Source organism: Tenacibaculum sp. M341 (genome assembly GCF_004337695.1).
GTDB lineage: Bacteria > Bacteroidota > Bacteroidia > Flavobacteriales > Flavobacteriaceae > Polaribacter.
On the sequence record NZ_SJXJ01000004.1, the window covers coordinates 126,933 to 143,350 of the forward strand.

Genomic DNA, 16,418 nt, shown 5'->3' on the forward strand with positions numbered 1-16,418 from the left:
AACAATTTATGTAGCTATTTTTACGTATTATTACATGAAAGTTTTAAAGCTGTGATCCCTAAAATGAGTTTTAATATAAGTTATAAATTACTTTTTTTCCTTTTTTGGTGTAATATAATTGTTGCACAATCTTCATTTGAAATTTTATTTAAAGAAGAAAAGTATAACGAGTTAGTTGAACGAGTTATAGCTAAAGAGCGTAATGAAAAACTGACTATTAATGAATACTTTTACTTGTCTAAATCGTATAGTAAATTAGATAGACAGTTTGAGAGTTTATTAATTTTAAATAACATTATACCTCAATTAATAGTGCTAAATGATATTCCAAATTTAGCAATTGCTTATAATTTAAAATCTGAGAACTTAGTTGATCTTGATAAAGCAGATGAAGGAGCTGTTTTTTGTAGTAATGCAATTACAGAGCTAGAAGAAAAAGAAGCTCCATATGTACAAGAACTGTGTCTTAAATGTGGAATTCTGTATAATTTATCTGGAGCGTATGAAAAAGCATATGATGTCTTTCAAAAAATAGAGAGAAAGAAAATCAAAGAAACCATGAATTATGTGAGTAACTATGCTTTCATTCTGGTAAACACAGAAAGATTTGATACTGCTTTACAGTATTTAAAGAAAGCCGCTGACATAAGTTTTAAAACAGATGATAAAAAGTATGCAGGTATTATTTTACACAATATAGGCAGAGTTTTTATTAAGCAAAAAAAGTGGAAAGAAGCTCGTAAGTATTTAGACTCTGCATCATTACCTATAGGGAAATCGGGAGATGTAAATGAACGAAAAAAACTATATATCACGTATTACAACTATTTTTTACATCAAAGAGAAGTTGTTAAAAGTAAAATAGTTTTAGAAAGAATAGATGAACTAAATAAACGAATCTATACAAAAAGAATAGATAGAAGAACTAAGGAGCTAGCAACAATAAATAGTAGGAAAAATGTTTTAAATAAAAGAGTGTCAGTTATTAGTTCTGAATTAGAAACAAGAAAAGAAACACGACTGATTATTTTTATTTTATTAATTACTGTTGTAATGATACTAACATCTTGGGTGTTGTTTATTCGTTATAGAAATACAAAATTGAAGTATGAACAAGTTGTTAATGAACAGGAGTTGTTATCGTCTCAAATGACGCCACACTTTATTTTTAATGCATTGTCAATATTGCAAGGAATGGTGCTGAATAAAGAACAAAAAAATGCATCATTGTATGTGTCTAAATTCTCCAATATTTTAAAATTCATTACTAACAGTTCGGGTAAAAGTTTTATCAGTTTACAACAAGAAATATCAATATTAAAAGATTACGTTGATTTACAAAATCTCAGTACTAAAAAGAACATTCAATTTATTATAAAGAAAGAGTTTGAAGCAGAGGTGTTAATTCCGTCTATGATATTACAGCCTTTTATAGAGAATTCGATTATTCATGGATTTAAAGAACATATTGAAGATCCAACAATTACGATCAACTTTAAATTAAAAGATAAAATTATTGATTGTACTATTACAGATAATGGAGTTGGACTTTTATCTGGTGAGAAAAAACAAATAAAAGATAAAACGTCTTTAGCTACTCAAATAGTAGAAGATAGATTTGAAATTTTATCCCAAAAGCTGAATGACGAATTTTTCGTTACCATTCAAGACTTAAAATTTCAAAATAAAAAAGGGACATTAGTAAACTTACAATTGCCTTATCAAAAAAATAAGAGTATTTAATGAGAAGAGATTATATGCATATAAGAATTATTTTCCTTCTAATGAGTTTACTCTATAGTTTTTCATTAGTAGCACAAAAAGATACTGTTAGAATTATTCAAGATAATGCTGTAAAGCTTCCTACTAAATTCAAAAAAGATTCAACATTAAATGTTGCTTATTTAGATACTTTATTTGCTAAAAGAGCTTTTAAAGATATTATAGATATTCTATCGGAAAAGCAGCTAAAAGACACACTTAGTTTTGAAGAGTATATTTTATTGTCAAGATCCTACGGAAGGACCAAAAAGTATGTTACAGGATATGTGCTTACTGAAGAGATGATAAAAAAAGCACAAGAACAAAATGATACTCTTAATTTGTTAGAAGCCTTAAATTTAAAGGCAGAACACATGATTGACCTAAATCAGATAAAAAAAGGATCTCGTTATTGCGATTCAATTACGCCTTTTTTCAGAAAAAAAGATTCTGTATTGTTTATGAGATTATGTTTTAAATGTGGTTTGTTCTATAAGTACGAAGGGAAGTTACAGAAAGCATATGAATCTTATAAGAAAATTACATTAGAGAAATACAGAAAACTCACACTCTTTAAAAATAATTTTGGAATTATTTTAATTGATTTAAAGAAGTATGATGAAGCTGTTGAACTCATATCAGAATCTTTAGAAATAGCAAAAAAAAGAAATGATATTTATGCAGATTTAAATATATATTACAACAATATAGCCTCTATATATTTAAAAAAGAGAGATTTTAAAAATGCTAAAATTTATCTAGATTCAGCTTATGCCTCCATAAAAGATGGAAGCAGGAAAGCAAGTGAAATAACGATTTTAGATAACTACTATGATCTCTACAGAGAACAAGGGGATATAGAAGAAGCGTATGATTACTTAAATAAGATGTTTCTATTAAATGAATCGATTTTAAAAGATCGGTATGAAGAGAAAATTCAAATGATAGAAGCAGCCAATAAAAGAGAAGGTTTATTGGTGAAAAGAGTTAAGTATGTTAGAGATGAGTTAAGCGATACCAAGAAGAATATTTTAAGAGGAACCTTATTTTTATTATCGTTAATTTTTGTGTTGATATTGTTGTTTTTCTTTTTTAAAAACAGAAGTATTCAAGCATCATATGAAAAAGTTTTAGTGAATCAAAAATTAGGACAGGTAAAATTGAATCCAGATAATATATCGCATTCTTTGCAAGTAATGCAAAACATGATTGACTCAAAAGATAAGAAGACAGTTGTCTTTATATCAAGGTTCTCAAAGCTTTTAAGAGCTGTTTTAGAAAGTTCAAGGAAAATATTTATTCCACTGACAGAAGAAAAGAATATATTAGAATACTATTTAAAAGTTCAAGAGTTAGAACAAACTTCAAAGTTTACTTTTCAGATTACAATAGATGAAGAATCAGAGTTTTTAGAACCTCAAATTCCGCCAATGTTATTACAGAAGTATTTAGAACATAGCATTCAAAGAATAGATGAGGTAAAAGAAGGAGTATTAAATTTGAAAATAGATTTTATTTTTGAAAACGATCAGTTATATTCTGTTTTTACAAGCAATTTAAAAAGAGAAGAGACGTTTCATAAGTTGTTAGAAGAAGAAATGGAAAAGTCAAAGAAAGTACTAGAAGTATTTTCTAAAAAAACCAGTGTATCATCAGATATCAGTGTTAGCTATGTAGGTGAAGAAGAAAATCAACAAACAAACATCAAAATTAAGATACCTTATAAAATCAATTAACCATGATTAAAGCATTAATTGTTGAAGACGAACTGTACATAAGAAAAGGATTAATTTCTATGATTGAATCGCTTGATAAAAACATAGATATTGTAGGTGAATGCGAAAGTGTACAAGAAGCAGTTACAGTAACCAAAGCTTGTAAGCCAGATTTAATTTTTTTAGATATTAATTTAAAAGGTGGACTTGCATTTGATTTTTTAGAAAAAGTAGAAGATTTATCTTTTCAAATTATCTTTATAACTGCCTATGATCAATATGCTTTACAAGCTATAAAAAATGGGGCATTAGATTATATTCTAAAACCTGTAGATATAGAAGAGCTAGAAAAAGCAATTGATAAGGTAAAGGATGTAAAAGAAGATAGAACCGAACATCTAAAAATTGTAAAAGACCAATTTGCAGGGAATAAAAAAGAACATTTAGTACTTAGATTACAAGAAGGATATCAAATAATACGATTTGATACGTTAATGTATTGTCAGTCAGATAAAGGATATACTACTTTTTATTTAGAAGATAAAAAATCATACATCGCATCGAAACCAATTAAAGAATTCGAAGAGCAATTACCTGATGAAATGTTTGTAAGAACTCATCAATCATACGTGGTAAATTTAAAGTACGTTGATAAGTTTGATAAAACGGGCTATATTTTCTTAAAATCAGGACAAAAAATTCCTGTTTCAACAAGAAAGAAAGAAGAGTTTGTAGCACGTTTATTTAAATAACGATTCTTAAAAAAAAATCAAATATTTACGAAGTTAGCGCGAATATATATTCCCGATTTATAAATCATGTGTAGTTACCTACTTTTACAGATATATCTCTGTAAAATATTGTGATGAAAATCAGGTTTTTAATTCTGGCTATTTTAGTTTGTATTGCACTTACTTCCTGTGAAAAGGAAGTCTATGACAATACAATAAACGGTTTTAGCCAATTAGAAAGTGATCTTATAAGCAAATTTGGAAAAAAGTCTTACTTCACAGATTTTATTATAAATGTAAATGAGCAAGAAAAATTAGAGGTAAATTTATTAGTAACAGATAATCCATACAATTATAAAATGTTTGGATGGAACTACAAAAACGGAAAGTGGAAAAAAGTTACAGAGGTAGATTTAGAACTAGAAAACGGTGATATTAAAGATTATTTATACTCCATTCAAGATCAGGTGAATATTGTGAAAATAGGTTTTTTGGTAGAAAAAACTTTAAGTACTATTTTTAACGGTGATATAGGTGATTTAAAATTGAAACGGATTGAGATTATTTCTCCTAATAAAGGAAAAAAAACAAAATTAGGATACATTATCGAATGTGTTTCTGGTGAGAAAAAAATATGCGATTACTACAATTTACAAGGTCATTTAGTCAAACAAGAAATCAATTAAATTAAAATAAAAATAGGCATGAATGAGTATTTCAAAAAAAGGATAAAAAAGATAGTTTTTAGGTTTGTAATACTCTTTCTAGCCTTATTTATCTTCAGATTTATTTACGGTTACACAAAAACGATAGATCAATCATCAAATGAAATCTCATTTTTTCAAAGTATATCTGAAGTAAGAAAAAATTACGCTTCAAAAAAGTATCAAGCAAATGCTTCTGGTAACCAGGTGAATACTCAAGTAGATCAGAAATATGAAAAAGTAGCAGAAATCCGAACTAAATCATCGAAGTTTGAAGCAGAAGAAAAATCAGTTAGAGGAAAAGTTTCAGGTTTTAATGCATTAATTCAGTTTGAACAAAAAAGCGGAAATAAGGGGCGTAGAAAGTTAGATTTACTTATTGGAGTACCACCGCAAAATTTTGATTCGTTATATCATCATCTTACCAAAATAGGAAAAGTACAAGCAAAACAGATTACCAAAAAAGACAAAACAAACGAATATAAAGAACTGAATGCTAAACAAAAATCACTTCAAAAAATAAGAGCTTCATTAATTGAATTAAAATCGAAACAAGGAAAAATTAATGAATATGTTGAGCTTGAAAATAGGATTTTAAATATAGAGCAACAATTGCAAGAGTTAGGAGTAAGTTTGGGTGATTTTGATAATGAGAATGAGTTTTGTACAATTAAATTTTCTTTATTAGAAGGAAAAGAAGTTAAAATAGGGATTTTACAACGTGTAAAAGTAGCTTTAGAATGGACTGTTAAAATGTATTTAAGAATGATAACATCGTTATTTTTTATAACACTAGCAGCTTACTTTTTTGTTGTGATAATTGATAAGTTAAAAGTATTACAACGTGTTTTTGAAGACCGTGATTAAGCTTGGTAAGTATTGAGTTTTTTGTGTGCAATAAATAGATGAACCTATACGTTTTGATGTTTTTTAAAACAACCATATGTTGGTTTTGTAAAAAATACCTTAAAAAACGCAAAGCTTTACTGCTATACAGCAAATATTTGTAACTTGCACTTTAAAATAAAACGAATGACTAATTCTTTCGATTCTTTTCAAAAACGCCGTTTGCGATCGTCTTATGCTTCTGTAATTATAAGTATTGCTTTGGTTTTGTTTATGATTGGTATTTTAGGACTCATCGTGTTAAAATCAACCAAAGTAGCAAATCACTTTAAACAAGAAGTGGTGATGTCGCTATTTTTTAAAGATGAGGTAACCAAAGAACAAATTACAACTTTTAGAGAAGAGTTATCTAAAGAAGTTTTTACAAGAGATTTAGTTTTTATATCGAAAGAAGATGCAGCAAAAACATATAGCGAAGATTTAGGAGAAGATTTTTTAGAATTTTTAGGTACAAATCCTCTTAAAAACGGAGTTGATTTACATTTAAAAGCAGCTTATGTTACTCCTGAAAAAATGCAAGAACTTCAAGAAAAGTTCAGTAAAAATGTTTTTATAGCAGATGTTTCTTACGACAAACCATTGGTTGAACAATTAACCAAAAACATACAAAAAATAAGTTTTTGGTTATTAATAATCAGTTCCTTCTTTGTAGTTGTATCTGTAATACTTATCAATAGTTCTATTCGCTTATCTATTTATGCTAAGCGTTTTAATATTAAAACAATGCAAATGGTAGGTGCTACAAAACGATTTATTAGAAAACCATTTATTTGGCAAAGTATACAATTAGGAATAGTTGGTGCGTTTTTAGCTTTAGTAGGTTTAGCTATTGTAATTTATTACATAGATCAAAATGTACCAGCCTTAGAACTATTTAAAGATTATTTATCATTAACATATCTTGCAGTAGGTATATTAACCGCTTCATTTATTATTACTTGGTTAAGTACTTATTTTGCAACACAACGATTTTTAAATCTACAAACTAACGATTTATATTATTAAACTATGAAGAAAGATAAGAATTCAAATCAGTCAGAATTTTTATTTGGTAAAAAAAACTATCAGATAATGCTAATCGGTTTAGCCGTTATAGCATTAGGTTTTATTCTAATGTCGGGTGGAGGTAGTAAAGATCCAAACGTTTTTAACCCTGAAATTTATAGCTGGAGACGAATTAGATTGGCTCCAACTTTAGTAATTATAGGATTAGGAATAGAGATTTACGCCATTTTAGCAAACCCTAAAAAATAATAATGGATTTATTAGAAGCAATTATTCTAGGTATAATTCAAGGTTTAACTGAATTTTTACCTGTATCATCTAGTGGACATTTAGAATTAGCAAAAGCAATATTAGGAAACAATTCAGTACCACAAGAAAGTTTAACCTTTACCGTAGTTTTACACTTTGCAACAGCATTAAGTACACTAGTTTATTTTAGAGCAGAAGTATTACAAATATTTAAAGGATTATTTCAGTTTAAATGGAATGAAGAAACACAGTTTTCTGTGAAAATCATTTTATCTATGATTCCTGCTGTAATTATAGGTTTGTTATTTGAAGAGCAATTAGAGTCTTTCTTTGGAGGAAAAATATTTTTAGTAGGTATGATGTTGTTAGTAACTGCACTTTTATTATTGTTGGCAGACAAAGCAAAAAGTACTGATAAAAATGTATCATTTACCAACTCTGTAATTATAGGAGTTTCTCAAGCCATAGCAATGTTGCCAGGTATTTCAAGATCAGGAGCTACTATTTCTACTTCTGTATTATTAGGAATTGACAGAACTAAAGCGGCGCGTTTTTCTTTTTTAATGGTAGTTCCATTAATTTTTGGAAAGATTGCCAAAGATATTTTAGGAGGAGACCTAAATTTTCAATCATCAGAAATAGTTGCTATTTCTGCGGGATTTGTAGCTGCTTTTGTATCAGGATTATTTGCATGTAGTTGGATGATAGCTTTAGTTAAAAAAAGTAAATTATCATACTTCTCTATCTATTGTGCTGTAGTAGGCTTAATTGCTATTATTTATTCTTTAACAAACTAGGTTAATGTCAAAAACGGTAGACGATTATAAAAATGGGCAAGTGTTATTAATTGACAAGCCTTTAAATTGGACTTCTTTTCAAGTGGTAAATAAATTGCGTTGGCATATTAGAAAACACTTTGATATTAAGAAGATAAAAGTAGGACATGCAGGTACTTTAGATCCGTTGGCAACTGGTTTGCTAATTATTTGTACCGGAAAGCAAACAAAGAATATAGAAACGTATCAAGGACAATTAAAAGAGTATACTGGAACTTTTGTATTGGGAGCTACTACACCGAGTTATGATTTAGAAACAGAAGTTGACGAAACGTATCCTACAGATCATATTACAGAAGATTTAATTCACGATACAACGAAACAATTCACAGGAAAAATTCAGCAAAAACCACCTATTTTTTCAGCGATAAAGAAAGATGGTAAGCGTTTGTATGAACTAGCGCGTGAAGGAAAAACAACAGAAATCAAATCGAGAGAAATTGAAATCTTTGAATTTGAGATTACTAAAATAAGTATGCCTAATGTTGAGTTTAGAGTAGTTTGTAGTAAAGGAACTTATATACGATCACTAGCACATGATTTTGGTCAGGCATTATCTTCAGGAGCACATTTATCGGTATTAAGAAGAACTAAAATTGGAGATTATAGCGTAGCAAATGCTCAAAGTATTGAGGGATTTGTGGAGGCACTTGTGTAGTATCTTATTCAAAAGAAGAAGGATTTAAACTTACACTAAAGCTTCTTAATCCACTTTTTAAGCCCATTCCAAGGTCTTTGTTTCTAAAAAGAGCATAGAAATAATAATTATCTATTTGAAAGAAAAAATAGGTGTTTAAATTATCCTTTGTGGTTTCTTTTTTAAATTCATTAATCTTTAATGTTTTTAAAATTTGTTCAAATTCTATAATGGAAGTACTTTTTTCAGTATCGTTTTGTCTAATGTACATACCTAATTTGTTCCATGCCTTAGGAAAGGAACTAGATTTTTTTAAATCAAAAATACCTTCGCTAAATCTTATGTTTAACGGTAAACATTCATTATTTAAACTAATGTTTGCTTGATACTTTTTAAGTTTAAAAGTATTGCAATTGCAGGTTTTACAGTTGTACTTTTTAGTAATGCATGTTCCTTCATTAAAATTAGTGAAAGAAGTTTTACCTAAAACAATATCCAGCGGTAATTCTTTTAAAATTGAAGCATCAATTGTTGGATCAAAGGTTACTTTTTCTTCAAATGTTCTTTCTTGATTATGAATAAACGAGAAGTAGCTAAAAGCTATGCTAAATATTATAGAAAAGAAAAAGAATTTCATCACTTTAAAATTGAAGCAGAAAAATAATCATATTTTTATAAAATAACGAATTATACTAAAGGTTAGAAAACTAATCCTTTAGTATAAACATAAGAAATATTACTTCATATTTCTACTCACTATTTCTGCTCCTAAATTTGGTAAATATTCATTCGATAATTTATTCCATAACCTCATTCCGTTTTCAGAATTAGAAAAAACAACTAATCCTTTTTTAGAAGTTAAAGATACAATTGCAAGTGTTTTAGTTCCGTAATCCCCACCAGTGTGCATTAAAACAGTTTCATTTGTGTTTACTTTAGGTAAAATTTGCATGCCTAATCCCCAAAATATACCAGTTTTTTCTTTTGAATGCGGAGTAATAAATTCTTGATATAAACTTTTAGAAATTCCAGCTCCATTTAAAATATGTACTAAGAATTTTGCATAATCTTCAGCTGTTGTAAGTAAGTTAGCAGCCGCATTTACTTTCACATGTTTTTCAAGAGGAATCTTTTTACCGTACTCATCATGTTCAAAAGCATAAAAATGATCATCAGTTTTAGAAGTCCAGTAAAAAGAAGTGTTTGTCATGCCAATAGGAGTAAAAAGTATTTCTTGAGCAATGGTTTCTAAAGGTTTTTTTAATTTGTTTTCAATAGCTTTTCTCAAGTATTCAAACCCCTCTCCAGAATATTCCCATTTTGTTCCTGGCTGTCTGATAAAAGACAATTTTTTAGAGGTAGTTAAATATCGCCAATTAGGAAATCCAGATTGATGTGATAGTATATTTCGTGTTGTTAGTTTATTTAAAAAAGGATGATCTTTTACATCAGTATCTACATAATATTTAGATAAAGATTCATCTAAATTTAACAGCTTCATATCTACTAATTTTAAAGCAATGTTAGCAACTACAGGTTTGGTTAAAGAAGCTACTTTGTAAAAACTATGAATGCCTGCTTTAATAGTATCTTTTTGATAACCAAATGTTCTAAGTTGACTTATTTTTCCATTAGTGATTACACCAATGGAAATAGATGGAATTTTATGTTTTTTAAGTAGATTTTCTATTTTTGAGTCATTATCGAAAAGGGGCATAGGATATTTTGCATTAAAACCTTCATCATAATCTGTAGTTGGTTCTTTATGGTCATAACTTAAAACTCGTGACAATTTCCACTGATTATTTTCAAGATTCCAAACAGAAGTAAACTTTGCAATATTTGTTAAGTATGCTTTTTTATTAGGCTCTTTAATATAGAATAAATGTGTGCCTTTTTGAATAGCTCCATATGTTTCTCCTTCATTTTTTAATCTAAAAACCTCCAAACTTTCAGGAACGATTTTTCTAATAGGTTTCTTCTGATTGTTAGAACAAATACTTTCTTTAAAACTCTTAAAAAAATCAGTTCTATTTTGAATACCATTTTCATCATGATAAAATTCAAAATCGGCTGCAATATATTTTTCTAATACATTAAAATCACAATTATTGAAACCTGCTTCAAAAAAGATACTGTCCATTTTTTTTAAGTTTTTGAAAAGAGCAGAATTTTTAGAAACTTGAGAATGAATATTTCCGAAGATTAAAATAAAAATGATGGTAAAAAGAATATTTAATTGCTTCATTGTTGATTATTTTTTTGTGTTTAACAATGATGCAATATTCTATAAATTGAAGGTGAAGTAACACGAAAACGCCCCGAAAATAAGGCGACAATATCACGACAGTTTTTATATGAGGTTGAAATTTAGTTTGATACGAATATTTTTGTGTTTATCTAAAGAAATAGCATTCAAAATAATAATAAGCGCATTTGATATAACAGCAATTATTAAAACAGGTAATGTTAGTCTAATTTGTGTTTCAAAAACTCTGTGAAAAAAAGGACTTAGAAATATAAGAGTACCAGAAATAAGAGACCACATTATTTGAATAGTAATTAATTGTTTGGTTAACAAATTATACTCTTTTTTAAAGTACATTATTACTGCGGGTACAATAATATTAGCAAGCGGAATAATAATAAATGGAAAGGAAGAGAAGTTAATCAATTTTATTAATTGAAAGTTCGTTTTTTCTTCAATATCCTTTTCGGTTAGTTGTTCTTTACTAATATCTAAAGCTTTTGCAATAGCGTTTAATGTATGTCCTTTTAAATTAGCTCCAGCTTCAATTCGTTGTATGGTTCTAACAGAAATACCCGATTTTTCAGCAAGTTCTTCTTGAGTTAGATTTAATTTTTCTCGATATTTTAAAAGATTAGACATCGTATTTTTAATTCAGTTGTATTTTTTGATGTAAGTTGTGGTAATAGTTTTAAGGAGATTTTAAAACTCACTATCACGATACCAAATTAAAGAATCTTTAGCTATTTCTTTTTGATTGTTTTTATGGTACCATACGGTGATGTTTTTAACTGAATCTTTTTGCCAGGTAAACTCAATAATTTGAATGTTTTCTTTTCTACTTTCTTCTGTGGTAAAAGCATACGTTATTTTATTTCTAAATTCACCATGAGCGTCATGTAAAATAAACTCTGAATTAGCTATTGGAATTCCATATTTTTCAATTGCTTTTTGCGGAGTTAATTGCAAAATGTCTTTAAAATCTAAAGATGTTGTTTTTAAAGGTATTTCAGATTTATTAATTGGTAGCTTTTTGGGTGTTTTATTTTTAGAACAATTAATAATGCTTAAAAATACAATTATGAACAAACTCAAATAGCTTAATTTTTTTCTGGTTTTCATAATGATTATACTTTTTTAAGAAGAATCATAATTTAAGCTCTTATTCAATAATTTCTTTGACAGCTTCTCTAGGACTAGGGAAACTAGTTGCTACTCTAGGATCCATTATATTGCCACCAAAACCAGTTTCTTCATCAGAAAGTGTATCTGCAATTTTAATAAGTTTATCTATATACTTTTTGTCTCCTATTTTTATGAGTGAGCGGATAGCAATCACTTTATCAAAATTCCCATTATTATCATTTTGTATATACTCAAATAAGAATTTTTTAGTCTCTTTATCTTTAAGTAACGACATTAGTTGAACAGTAGAAACTCGTGAATGGAAATTAGTAGACTTTGCAAATTTTATAATTCTATTTAGTTCGATAGGAATGTCTAATAAATAGGCTGTTTCTAACGCGGCATGTTGTAGGAAGAATGTAGAAATTTCATCTTCTTCAAATCCAGCAGGCTCTTTTGCAATTAAGTCATCTATAAATTTTTGTATGTCGTTTTTATTATAGTTAGCTTTATGATAGTAATTCCAGATTGCTTTATAAGTAAGTTCATAAATATCTTTAGGAATTAAAGCCTGATGATAGCTATGTCTATATGTCGCCCTAACATTATCTTTTTCATCTAACATTGCAAAACCAGAGGTCGGGGTAGGGATTGCAAAATTTCCATCTTTTCTTTTGGTAAGAAGAAGGTAATAATTCTCTCCTTTTTTAAAGTCAAAATGAACACCATGTCCAGATGCACTTCTTAATTTTAGTAAGGAAAATCCATTAATTAATATTTTGTCAGATAGTTTTTTATTGCTAAAGTTTTGATTAACCTCAACATGAACTCCAAGACTATCCAATTTAATAATATTACCAAGAATAAAATATTCTGATTTTTGAATAATTTCTTTTTGCCAAGGTTCACTCCATGTTTCAGCGTGTAATACACTTTGAAATGTAATTATTAGTATAATTAAAAGTTTAATTTTTTTCATAACTCGCAGTATTAATTTCTAGATCAATTTTTATCTTAAAAAAGAGACTACAAGGTACAAAATATAAAGCTTAGAGTTACAGTAAAGACTTCTAAAGATTATCCTAATTCAAAAGTAGTAACACCAAATATTTTGTCTGTAGGTAAATTAGGTTGCTCACCATAATACATTCTACCACATTCAAAAGTATAGGTGCCGTTATATTTTTTTACAAGCTGAACTGCATCTTCATTGATAACAGGGATATCTAAATACACAGATGAACCAACAGCTGAATTCAAACAAGCCTTGTATAATTCTTCGGCAATAGCATAATTGTTAGCGAATAAAGGACCGATTTTATAACCACTAGCTACTTTTCTAATAACAGCATAACCAGCAAGTTCATTAGCATCAGTATATTTAAAACATTTGCTGTTAGACATAGTTAGCCAGCTTTGTAAAAATTCAGATCTCTTAAAGCCAAAACAGGCTAAATCATACTTGGCTATATTTTCATAATCATCTATTTTTATTGGTGAAATACCAGAGTTTATAAGCATTTCTTTACCAATACTTTCATAACGTTCTTCGGTGTACGCAATTTTAAAACCGCCTTCTGCATAAAAATCTTGCATGGCAACTACGCCATCCATACCAATTGAAGCACCGTTTTTAAGTCTGTCTAGTAAACGATCTCTTCTTAAATACCATAGTTTAGTTCCGATACCTTGACCTCTAAAGTCTGAACGAACAATAAACAATCCCATAAAGCCAAAAGCTTGATCGTATGATACAATAGCTCCGCCAGCAATTAGTTCATTTTCATAATGAAATCCGTAATAACCATCAGGATCGGTTTTCCAAAATACTTCTGCATCATTTTCTCCCGGATTCCAACCTTCTTTTTTAGCCCAACTGATTAGCGTTTTTAATTCGGATTTATTGAGTTTCTTTAATTCTAAGGTGTCTAAATTTAGTTTCACTATTCTTTTTTCTATTTAATTGGTCAATATGGAATATTATTCGATTTTAAAGATAATCAAACTTTAGATGTTGAGAGTTTTTTTTATAATCTTACCCAAATCTTTGTTTTTTACTAAAATTTACTTTTTTCTTACCTAAAGTGAGGCAAGGGCTCATTTTATCTTTGTACTATAATTAAAGAGAAATAAAAATGAAACATAATAATGCACTCGCACAAGCACGTGCGCTCACTTTACCATCACGTCAATCTTCTTTACAACGTGATCCGTCTGTTTCACATTTTTGGAATAGTAATAGAGAATTATTAGAAGCAGCTTGGGCAGAATGGGAAATAGAAAATAAAGATAGTTTACTAATTCCAGATGAAACATTGTTAGCCCCGCGCTTGAGAAAAGCAATTAACGATGCATGGGAAAATCCGGAGAAAGAAAATGCTGTAGCCGATTTATGGGAAGAAATAATTCCTGGAGTATATACAGTACAGTTTTTTGATCTTGAACGCTTAGCGGAATTTCGTAAATATTTAGAAGCAGCAGCAAATTCAGAAATTCCTGCACGTCCGCCGTATGGTATACAGTTAAATCGTTATGGTGTAATGCTCGATCCTAGATCTGAAGGACATCTTGGAGCGCCTAATTTTCAAACATTTTACAATGCAATTATGGATCGTTATATGCGTCCGGTAGCTCGTTTATTGCTCGGTACATACGGATATGATAATCAAACTTTTGGTTTTTCAATTCAGTATAATGCAGATAAAGACAAAGATTTACGAGCGCATACCGATGCATCAGCTGCAACTTTAAATATAAATATTAATTTACTAGACGAAGAGTTTACAGGATCGCAAGTAGATTTTTATGACAAAGCCTCAGGTAAAACTGTGCAAACTATTTTTGAACCAGGAAAAGCAATCATTCACCGTGGAAATGTTCCGCACGCAACACATCCAATCACTAGCGGACAACGAAGTAATTTAGTGGTATGGTTATACGGAGATCGTATGCAAATTCCAAGAGGTGATGCAAGTAGTTATGGTAATTTTGATAATTCAGAAGCTAAGGTGAATACACCAGAAAATATTACAGCTCGTGAACGTTGGAGTCTTCCAGAAGGACCCAAAGATTCATTTGCGCCATTTTAAAAGATAACTTAGTTATCAATACTTCTTTTAAGGTAATTTTATAAAAAACCAAAACAATTTTTAAATACAACACTAGAGGTTGTTTTAAGTGTTTTGGTTTTTTAGTGTTTAGAAGTGATATTTTTTTATAGTATAAACACTTAGTCATGTATTAAGTAATTTTACATGACTAAGATTTTGATTTTACCATTTACAGTTAAAAAGACTAATTTATTAGGTTAGTAGTTGTAACTAGTAATGGTTCGAGCGGATCAATTGGGGAAAAATCAGGTCGAATATCAGGATGATGTGTAAAATCATAATGTAAAAACCCATCCCATTGTACTTTTAAAGCATGATCTATAGCTAATTCAAATTGAGGATAGTGCCCATATTTCGGTTCTAATTCTTTAGCAATTTGAAATGCAACTTTATCAAAAACATTTCGTAACCAAACAGCAACATAATCCCCTTTAACTTTTCCTCTTAAATATTCTGGTAATCCCCAGTTATCATTAATAGCTCTGAACCAAGCATCGTAAATATCTTTGGTGTATTGAAGCATAAAATCTAAGTCTTGAGGAGAACTAACATTGTTATGTCCAGTATTAGCAAAAATCCAATCTTCACCGGCAACATGACGTAAAAAGTTAACATATCCAGTCATGTTTTGAACGCCACTATATCCGTGTAAAGGTAATCTACCAGCATAAATGAAATCAATAAAAGTTATTATTTTGTCAGGAAAAAGAATATAACTGTCTGCAATACTATGAGCAACTGTCATTGGAGTTCCTACTTTAAATTTTTTATTGTCAAATTCAAAATACCCTACTGGAGTAGGAATTATTTCGGTAGGTTGTGGAATTTTTTGTTTGTATAAAGTAGATGCTTTTACAAATTGATCTGTAGCAATAATTTTTAAAGATTGTTGTTTTTTTGCTAAAGCATCAACTAAATTTTGAGCTCCACCAATGTGGTCTAAGTGTGGGTGAGAATAAACTAGTGTAGTAACAGGGTTATCAGTAAGCTTTGCAATTCGTTTCAGTAAACGATCAGCAAATAAATCTTCAGGAGCATCTACCAATAAAACCTCTTTTTCTCCAATATACATGGTTATTACATGTAAATTATGCATTATCCAATAACTATTTTCAGTAAGCTTTTGTATATTAATTTCACCAACAGGATATTCAGATATATCAATCATTTGATTTGGTTTTAAAGCTTTAACTTCAGAAATAGATATCATTTCTCTTCCTTGTGTAGGTTTTGTTTTTGAAGTTAATGGAGATACAGGACGAAATGTATATTCTCCTTGAGCTATATCTTTATCTTGAAGGAAATACATTACTAACATTCCGATAACCGCAACTATAGTTATAAACCAACTTGTTTTTGTAGATTTTACAGACATAAAATATTGTTTAAGA

17 protein-coding genes are annotated in these 16,418 nt (G+C 29.0%); 10 read left to right on the forward strand and 7 right to left on the reverse strand.

Translation table 11 applies throughout. The features are described from left to right. The first annotated feature begins 63 nt into the window (after positions 1-63). From EYW44_RS05835 to truB, 9 genes are all read left to right on the forward strand, one after another. Entirely contained in the window at positions 64-1,743 is a 1,680-nt protein-coding gene (locus tag EYW44_RS05835; RefSeq protein ID WP_132722735.1) for a tetratricopeptide repeat-containing sensor histidine kinase, read from the forward strand. Then, complete coding sequence (locus EYW44_RS05840; protein WP_132722736.1) at positions 1,743-3,497, forward strand: histidine kinase; 1,755 nt, start codon at positions 1,743-1,745, stop codon at positions 3,495-3,497. Before EYW44_RS05835 ends, EYW44_RS05840 begins: the two co-directional genes overlap by 1 nt. A gap of 2 nt (positions 3,498-3,499) precedes the next feature. Next, positions 3,500-4,228 carry a LytR/AlgR family response regulator transcription factor gene (locus EYW44_RS05845; protein ID WP_132722737.1) on the forward strand — a complete coding sequence of 243 codons (729 nt, stop codon included), beginning with the start codon at positions 3,500-3,502 and terminating at the stop codon, positions 4,226-4,228. Positions 4,229-4,341: 113 nt separating this feature from the next. Then, a complete protein-coding gene (locus EYW44_RS05850) occupies positions 4,342-4,893 on the forward strand; it encodes a hypothetical protein (RefSeq protein WP_132722738.1) in 552 nt (183 codons plus the stop codon). An 18-nt stretch (positions 4,894-4,911) separates the two neighbouring features. Further along, entirely contained in the window at positions 4,912-5,778 is an 867-nt protein-coding gene (locus EYW44_RS05855; RefSeq protein WP_132722739.1) for a DUF4349 domain-containing protein, read from the forward strand. Positions 5,779-5,943: 165 nt separating this feature from the next. After that, the gene (locus EYW44_RS05860; RefSeq protein ID WP_132722740.1) at positions 5,944-6,822 is read left to right on the forward strand and encodes a cell division protein FtsX; all 879 of its coding nucleotides are present in this window, start codon (positions 5,944-5,946) and stop codon (positions 6,820-6,822) included. Positions 6,823-6,825: 3 nt separating this feature from the next. Further along, positions 6,826-7,071 carry a DUF3098 domain-containing protein gene (locus EYW44_RS05865; protein ID WP_132722741.1) on the forward strand — a complete coding sequence of 82 codons (246 nt, stop codon included), beginning with the start codon at positions 6,826-6,828 and terminating at the stop codon, positions 7,069-7,071. A gap of 2 nt (positions 7,072-7,073) precedes the next feature. Further along, positions 7,074-7,868, forward strand: a complete 795-nt coding sequence (locus EYW44_RS05870) for an undecaprenyl-diphosphate phosphatase (RefSeq protein WP_132722742.1) — start codon at positions 7,074-7,076, stop codon at positions 7,866-7,868. A gap of 4 nt (positions 7,869-7,872) precedes the next feature. Further along, positions 7,873-8,565, forward strand: a complete 693-nt coding sequence (gene truB / locus EYW44_RS05875; RefSeq protein ID WP_132722743.1) for a tRNA pseudouridine(55) synthase TruB — start codon at positions 7,873-7,875, stop codon at positions 8,563-8,565. A 4-nt stretch (positions 8,566-8,569) separates the two neighbouring features. Here the strand turns inward: truB and EYW44_RS05880 are convergent, their stop codons facing one another. The 6 genes from EYW44_RS05880 to EYW44_RS05905 form a co-directional block, all read right to left on the reverse strand. Next, positions 8,570-9,181, reverse strand: a complete 612-nt coding sequence (locus EYW44_RS05880) for a hypothetical protein (RefSeq protein ID WP_132722744.1) — start codon at positions 9,179-9,181, stop codon at positions 8,570-8,572. Between the two features lie 99 nt (positions 9,182-9,280). Further along, complete coding sequence (locus EYW44_RS05885; protein ID WP_132722745.1) at positions 9,281-10,792, reverse strand: serine hydrolase; 1,512 nt, start codon at positions 10,790-10,792, stop codon at positions 9,281-9,283. A 105-nt stretch (positions 10,793-10,897) separates the two neighbouring features. Then, positions 10,898-11,434, reverse strand: a complete 537-nt coding sequence (locus EYW44_RS05890) for a helix-turn-helix domain-containing protein (RefSeq protein WP_132722746.1) — start codon at positions 11,432-11,434, stop codon at positions 10,898-10,900. A 60-nt stretch (positions 11,435-11,494) separates the two neighbouring features. Next, a complete protein-coding gene (locus tag EYW44_RS05895) occupies positions 11,495-11,914 on the reverse strand; it encodes a hypothetical protein (RefSeq protein ID WP_132722747.1) in 420 nt (139 codons plus the stop codon). A 40-nt stretch (positions 11,915-11,954) separates the two neighbouring features. Next, entirely contained in the window at positions 11,955-12,896 is a 942-nt protein-coding gene (locus EYW44_RS05900; RefSeq protein ID WP_132722748.1) for a hypothetical protein, read from the reverse strand. A 98-nt stretch (positions 12,897-12,994) separates the two neighbouring features. Then, the gene (locus EYW44_RS05905) at positions 12,995-13,861 is read right to left on the reverse strand and encodes a GNAT family N-acetyltransferase (protein ID WP_132722749.1); all 867 of its coding nucleotides are present in this window, start codon (positions 13,859-13,861) and stop codon (positions 12,995-12,997) included. A gap of 191 nt (positions 13,862-14,052) precedes the next feature. Between EYW44_RS05905 and EYW44_RS05910 the strand changes: the two genes are divergently transcribed. Further along, on the forward strand, positions 14,053-15,006 hold the full coding sequence (locus tag EYW44_RS05910; RefSeq protein ID WP_132722750.1) for a 2OG-Fe(II) oxygenase: 954 nt from the start codon (positions 14,053-14,055) through the stop codon (positions 15,004-15,006). 205 nt (positions 15,007-15,211) lie between these two features. Here EYW44_RS05910 and EYW44_RS05915 read toward each other — a convergent pair whose 3' ends face one another. After that, on the reverse strand, positions 15,212-16,402 hold the full coding sequence (locus EYW44_RS05915; protein ID WP_132722751.1) for an MBL fold metallo-hydrolase: 1,191 nt from the start codon (positions 16,400-16,402) through the stop codon (positions 15,212-15,214). Between the last annotated feature and the right edge of the window lie 16 nt (positions 16,403-16,418).

Coding starts and splice junctions, on each gene's coding strand:
- EYW44_RS05850 (WP_132722738.1), top strand. CDS start 4,342: ATGAAAATCAGGTTTTTAATTCTGGCTATTTTAGTTTGTATTGCACTT.
- EYW44_RS05855 (WP_132722739.1), top strand. CDS start 4,912: ATGAATGAGTATTTCAAAAAAAGGATAAAAAAGATAGTTTTTAGGTTT.
- EYW44_RS05840 (WP_132722736.1), top strand. CDS start 1,743: ATGAGAAGAGATTATATGCATATAAGAATTATTTTCCTTCTAATGAGT.
- EYW44_RS05860 (WP_132722740.1), top strand. CDS start 5,944: ATGACTAATTCTTTCGATTCTTTTCAAAAACGCCGTTTGCGATCGTCT.
- EYW44_RS05835 (WP_132722735.1), top strand. CDS start 64: ATGAGTTTTAATATAAGTTATAAATTACTTTTTTTCCTTTTTTGGTGT.
- EYW44_RS05910 (WP_132722750.1), top strand. CDS start 14,053: ATGAAACATAATAATGCACTCGCACAAGCACGTGCGCTCACTTTACCA.
- EYW44_RS05900 (WP_132722748.1), bottom strand. CDS start 12,896: ATGAAAAAAATTAAACTTTTAATTATACTAATAATTACATTTCAAAGT.
- EYW44_RS05895 (WP_132722747.1), bottom strand. CDS start 11,914: ATGAAAACCAGAAAAAAATTAAGCTATTTGAGTTTGTTCATAATTGTA.
- EYW44_RS05870 (WP_132722742.1), top strand. CDS start 7,074: ATGGATTTATTAGAAGCAATTATTCTAGGTATAATTCAAGGTTTAACT.
- EYW44_RS05890 (WP_132722746.1), bottom strand. CDS start 11,434: ATGTCTAATCTTTTAAAATATCGAGAAAAATTAAATCTAACTCAAGAA.
- EYW44_RS05880 (WP_132722744.1), bottom strand. CDS start 9,181: ATGAAATTCTTTTTCTTTTCTATAATATTTAGCATAGCTTTTAGCTAC.
- EYW44_RS05865 (WP_132722741.1), top strand. CDS start 6,826: ATGAAGAAAGATAAGAATTCAAATCAGTCAGAATTTTTATTTGGTAAA.
- EYW44_RS05845 (WP_132722737.1), top strand. CDS start 3,500: ATGATTAAAGCATTAATTGTTGAAGACGAACTGTACATAAGAAAAGGA.
- truB (WP_132722743.1), top strand. CDS start 7,873: ATGTCAAAAACGGTAGACGATTATAAAAATGGGCAAGTGTTATTAATT.
- EYW44_RS05915 (WP_132722751.1), bottom strand. CDS start 16,402: ATGTCTGTAAAATCTACAAAAACAAGTTGGTTTATAACTATAGTTGCG.
- EYW44_RS05885 (WP_132722745.1), bottom strand. CDS start 10,792: ATGAAGCAATTAAATATTCTTTTTACCATCATTTTTATTTTAATCTTC.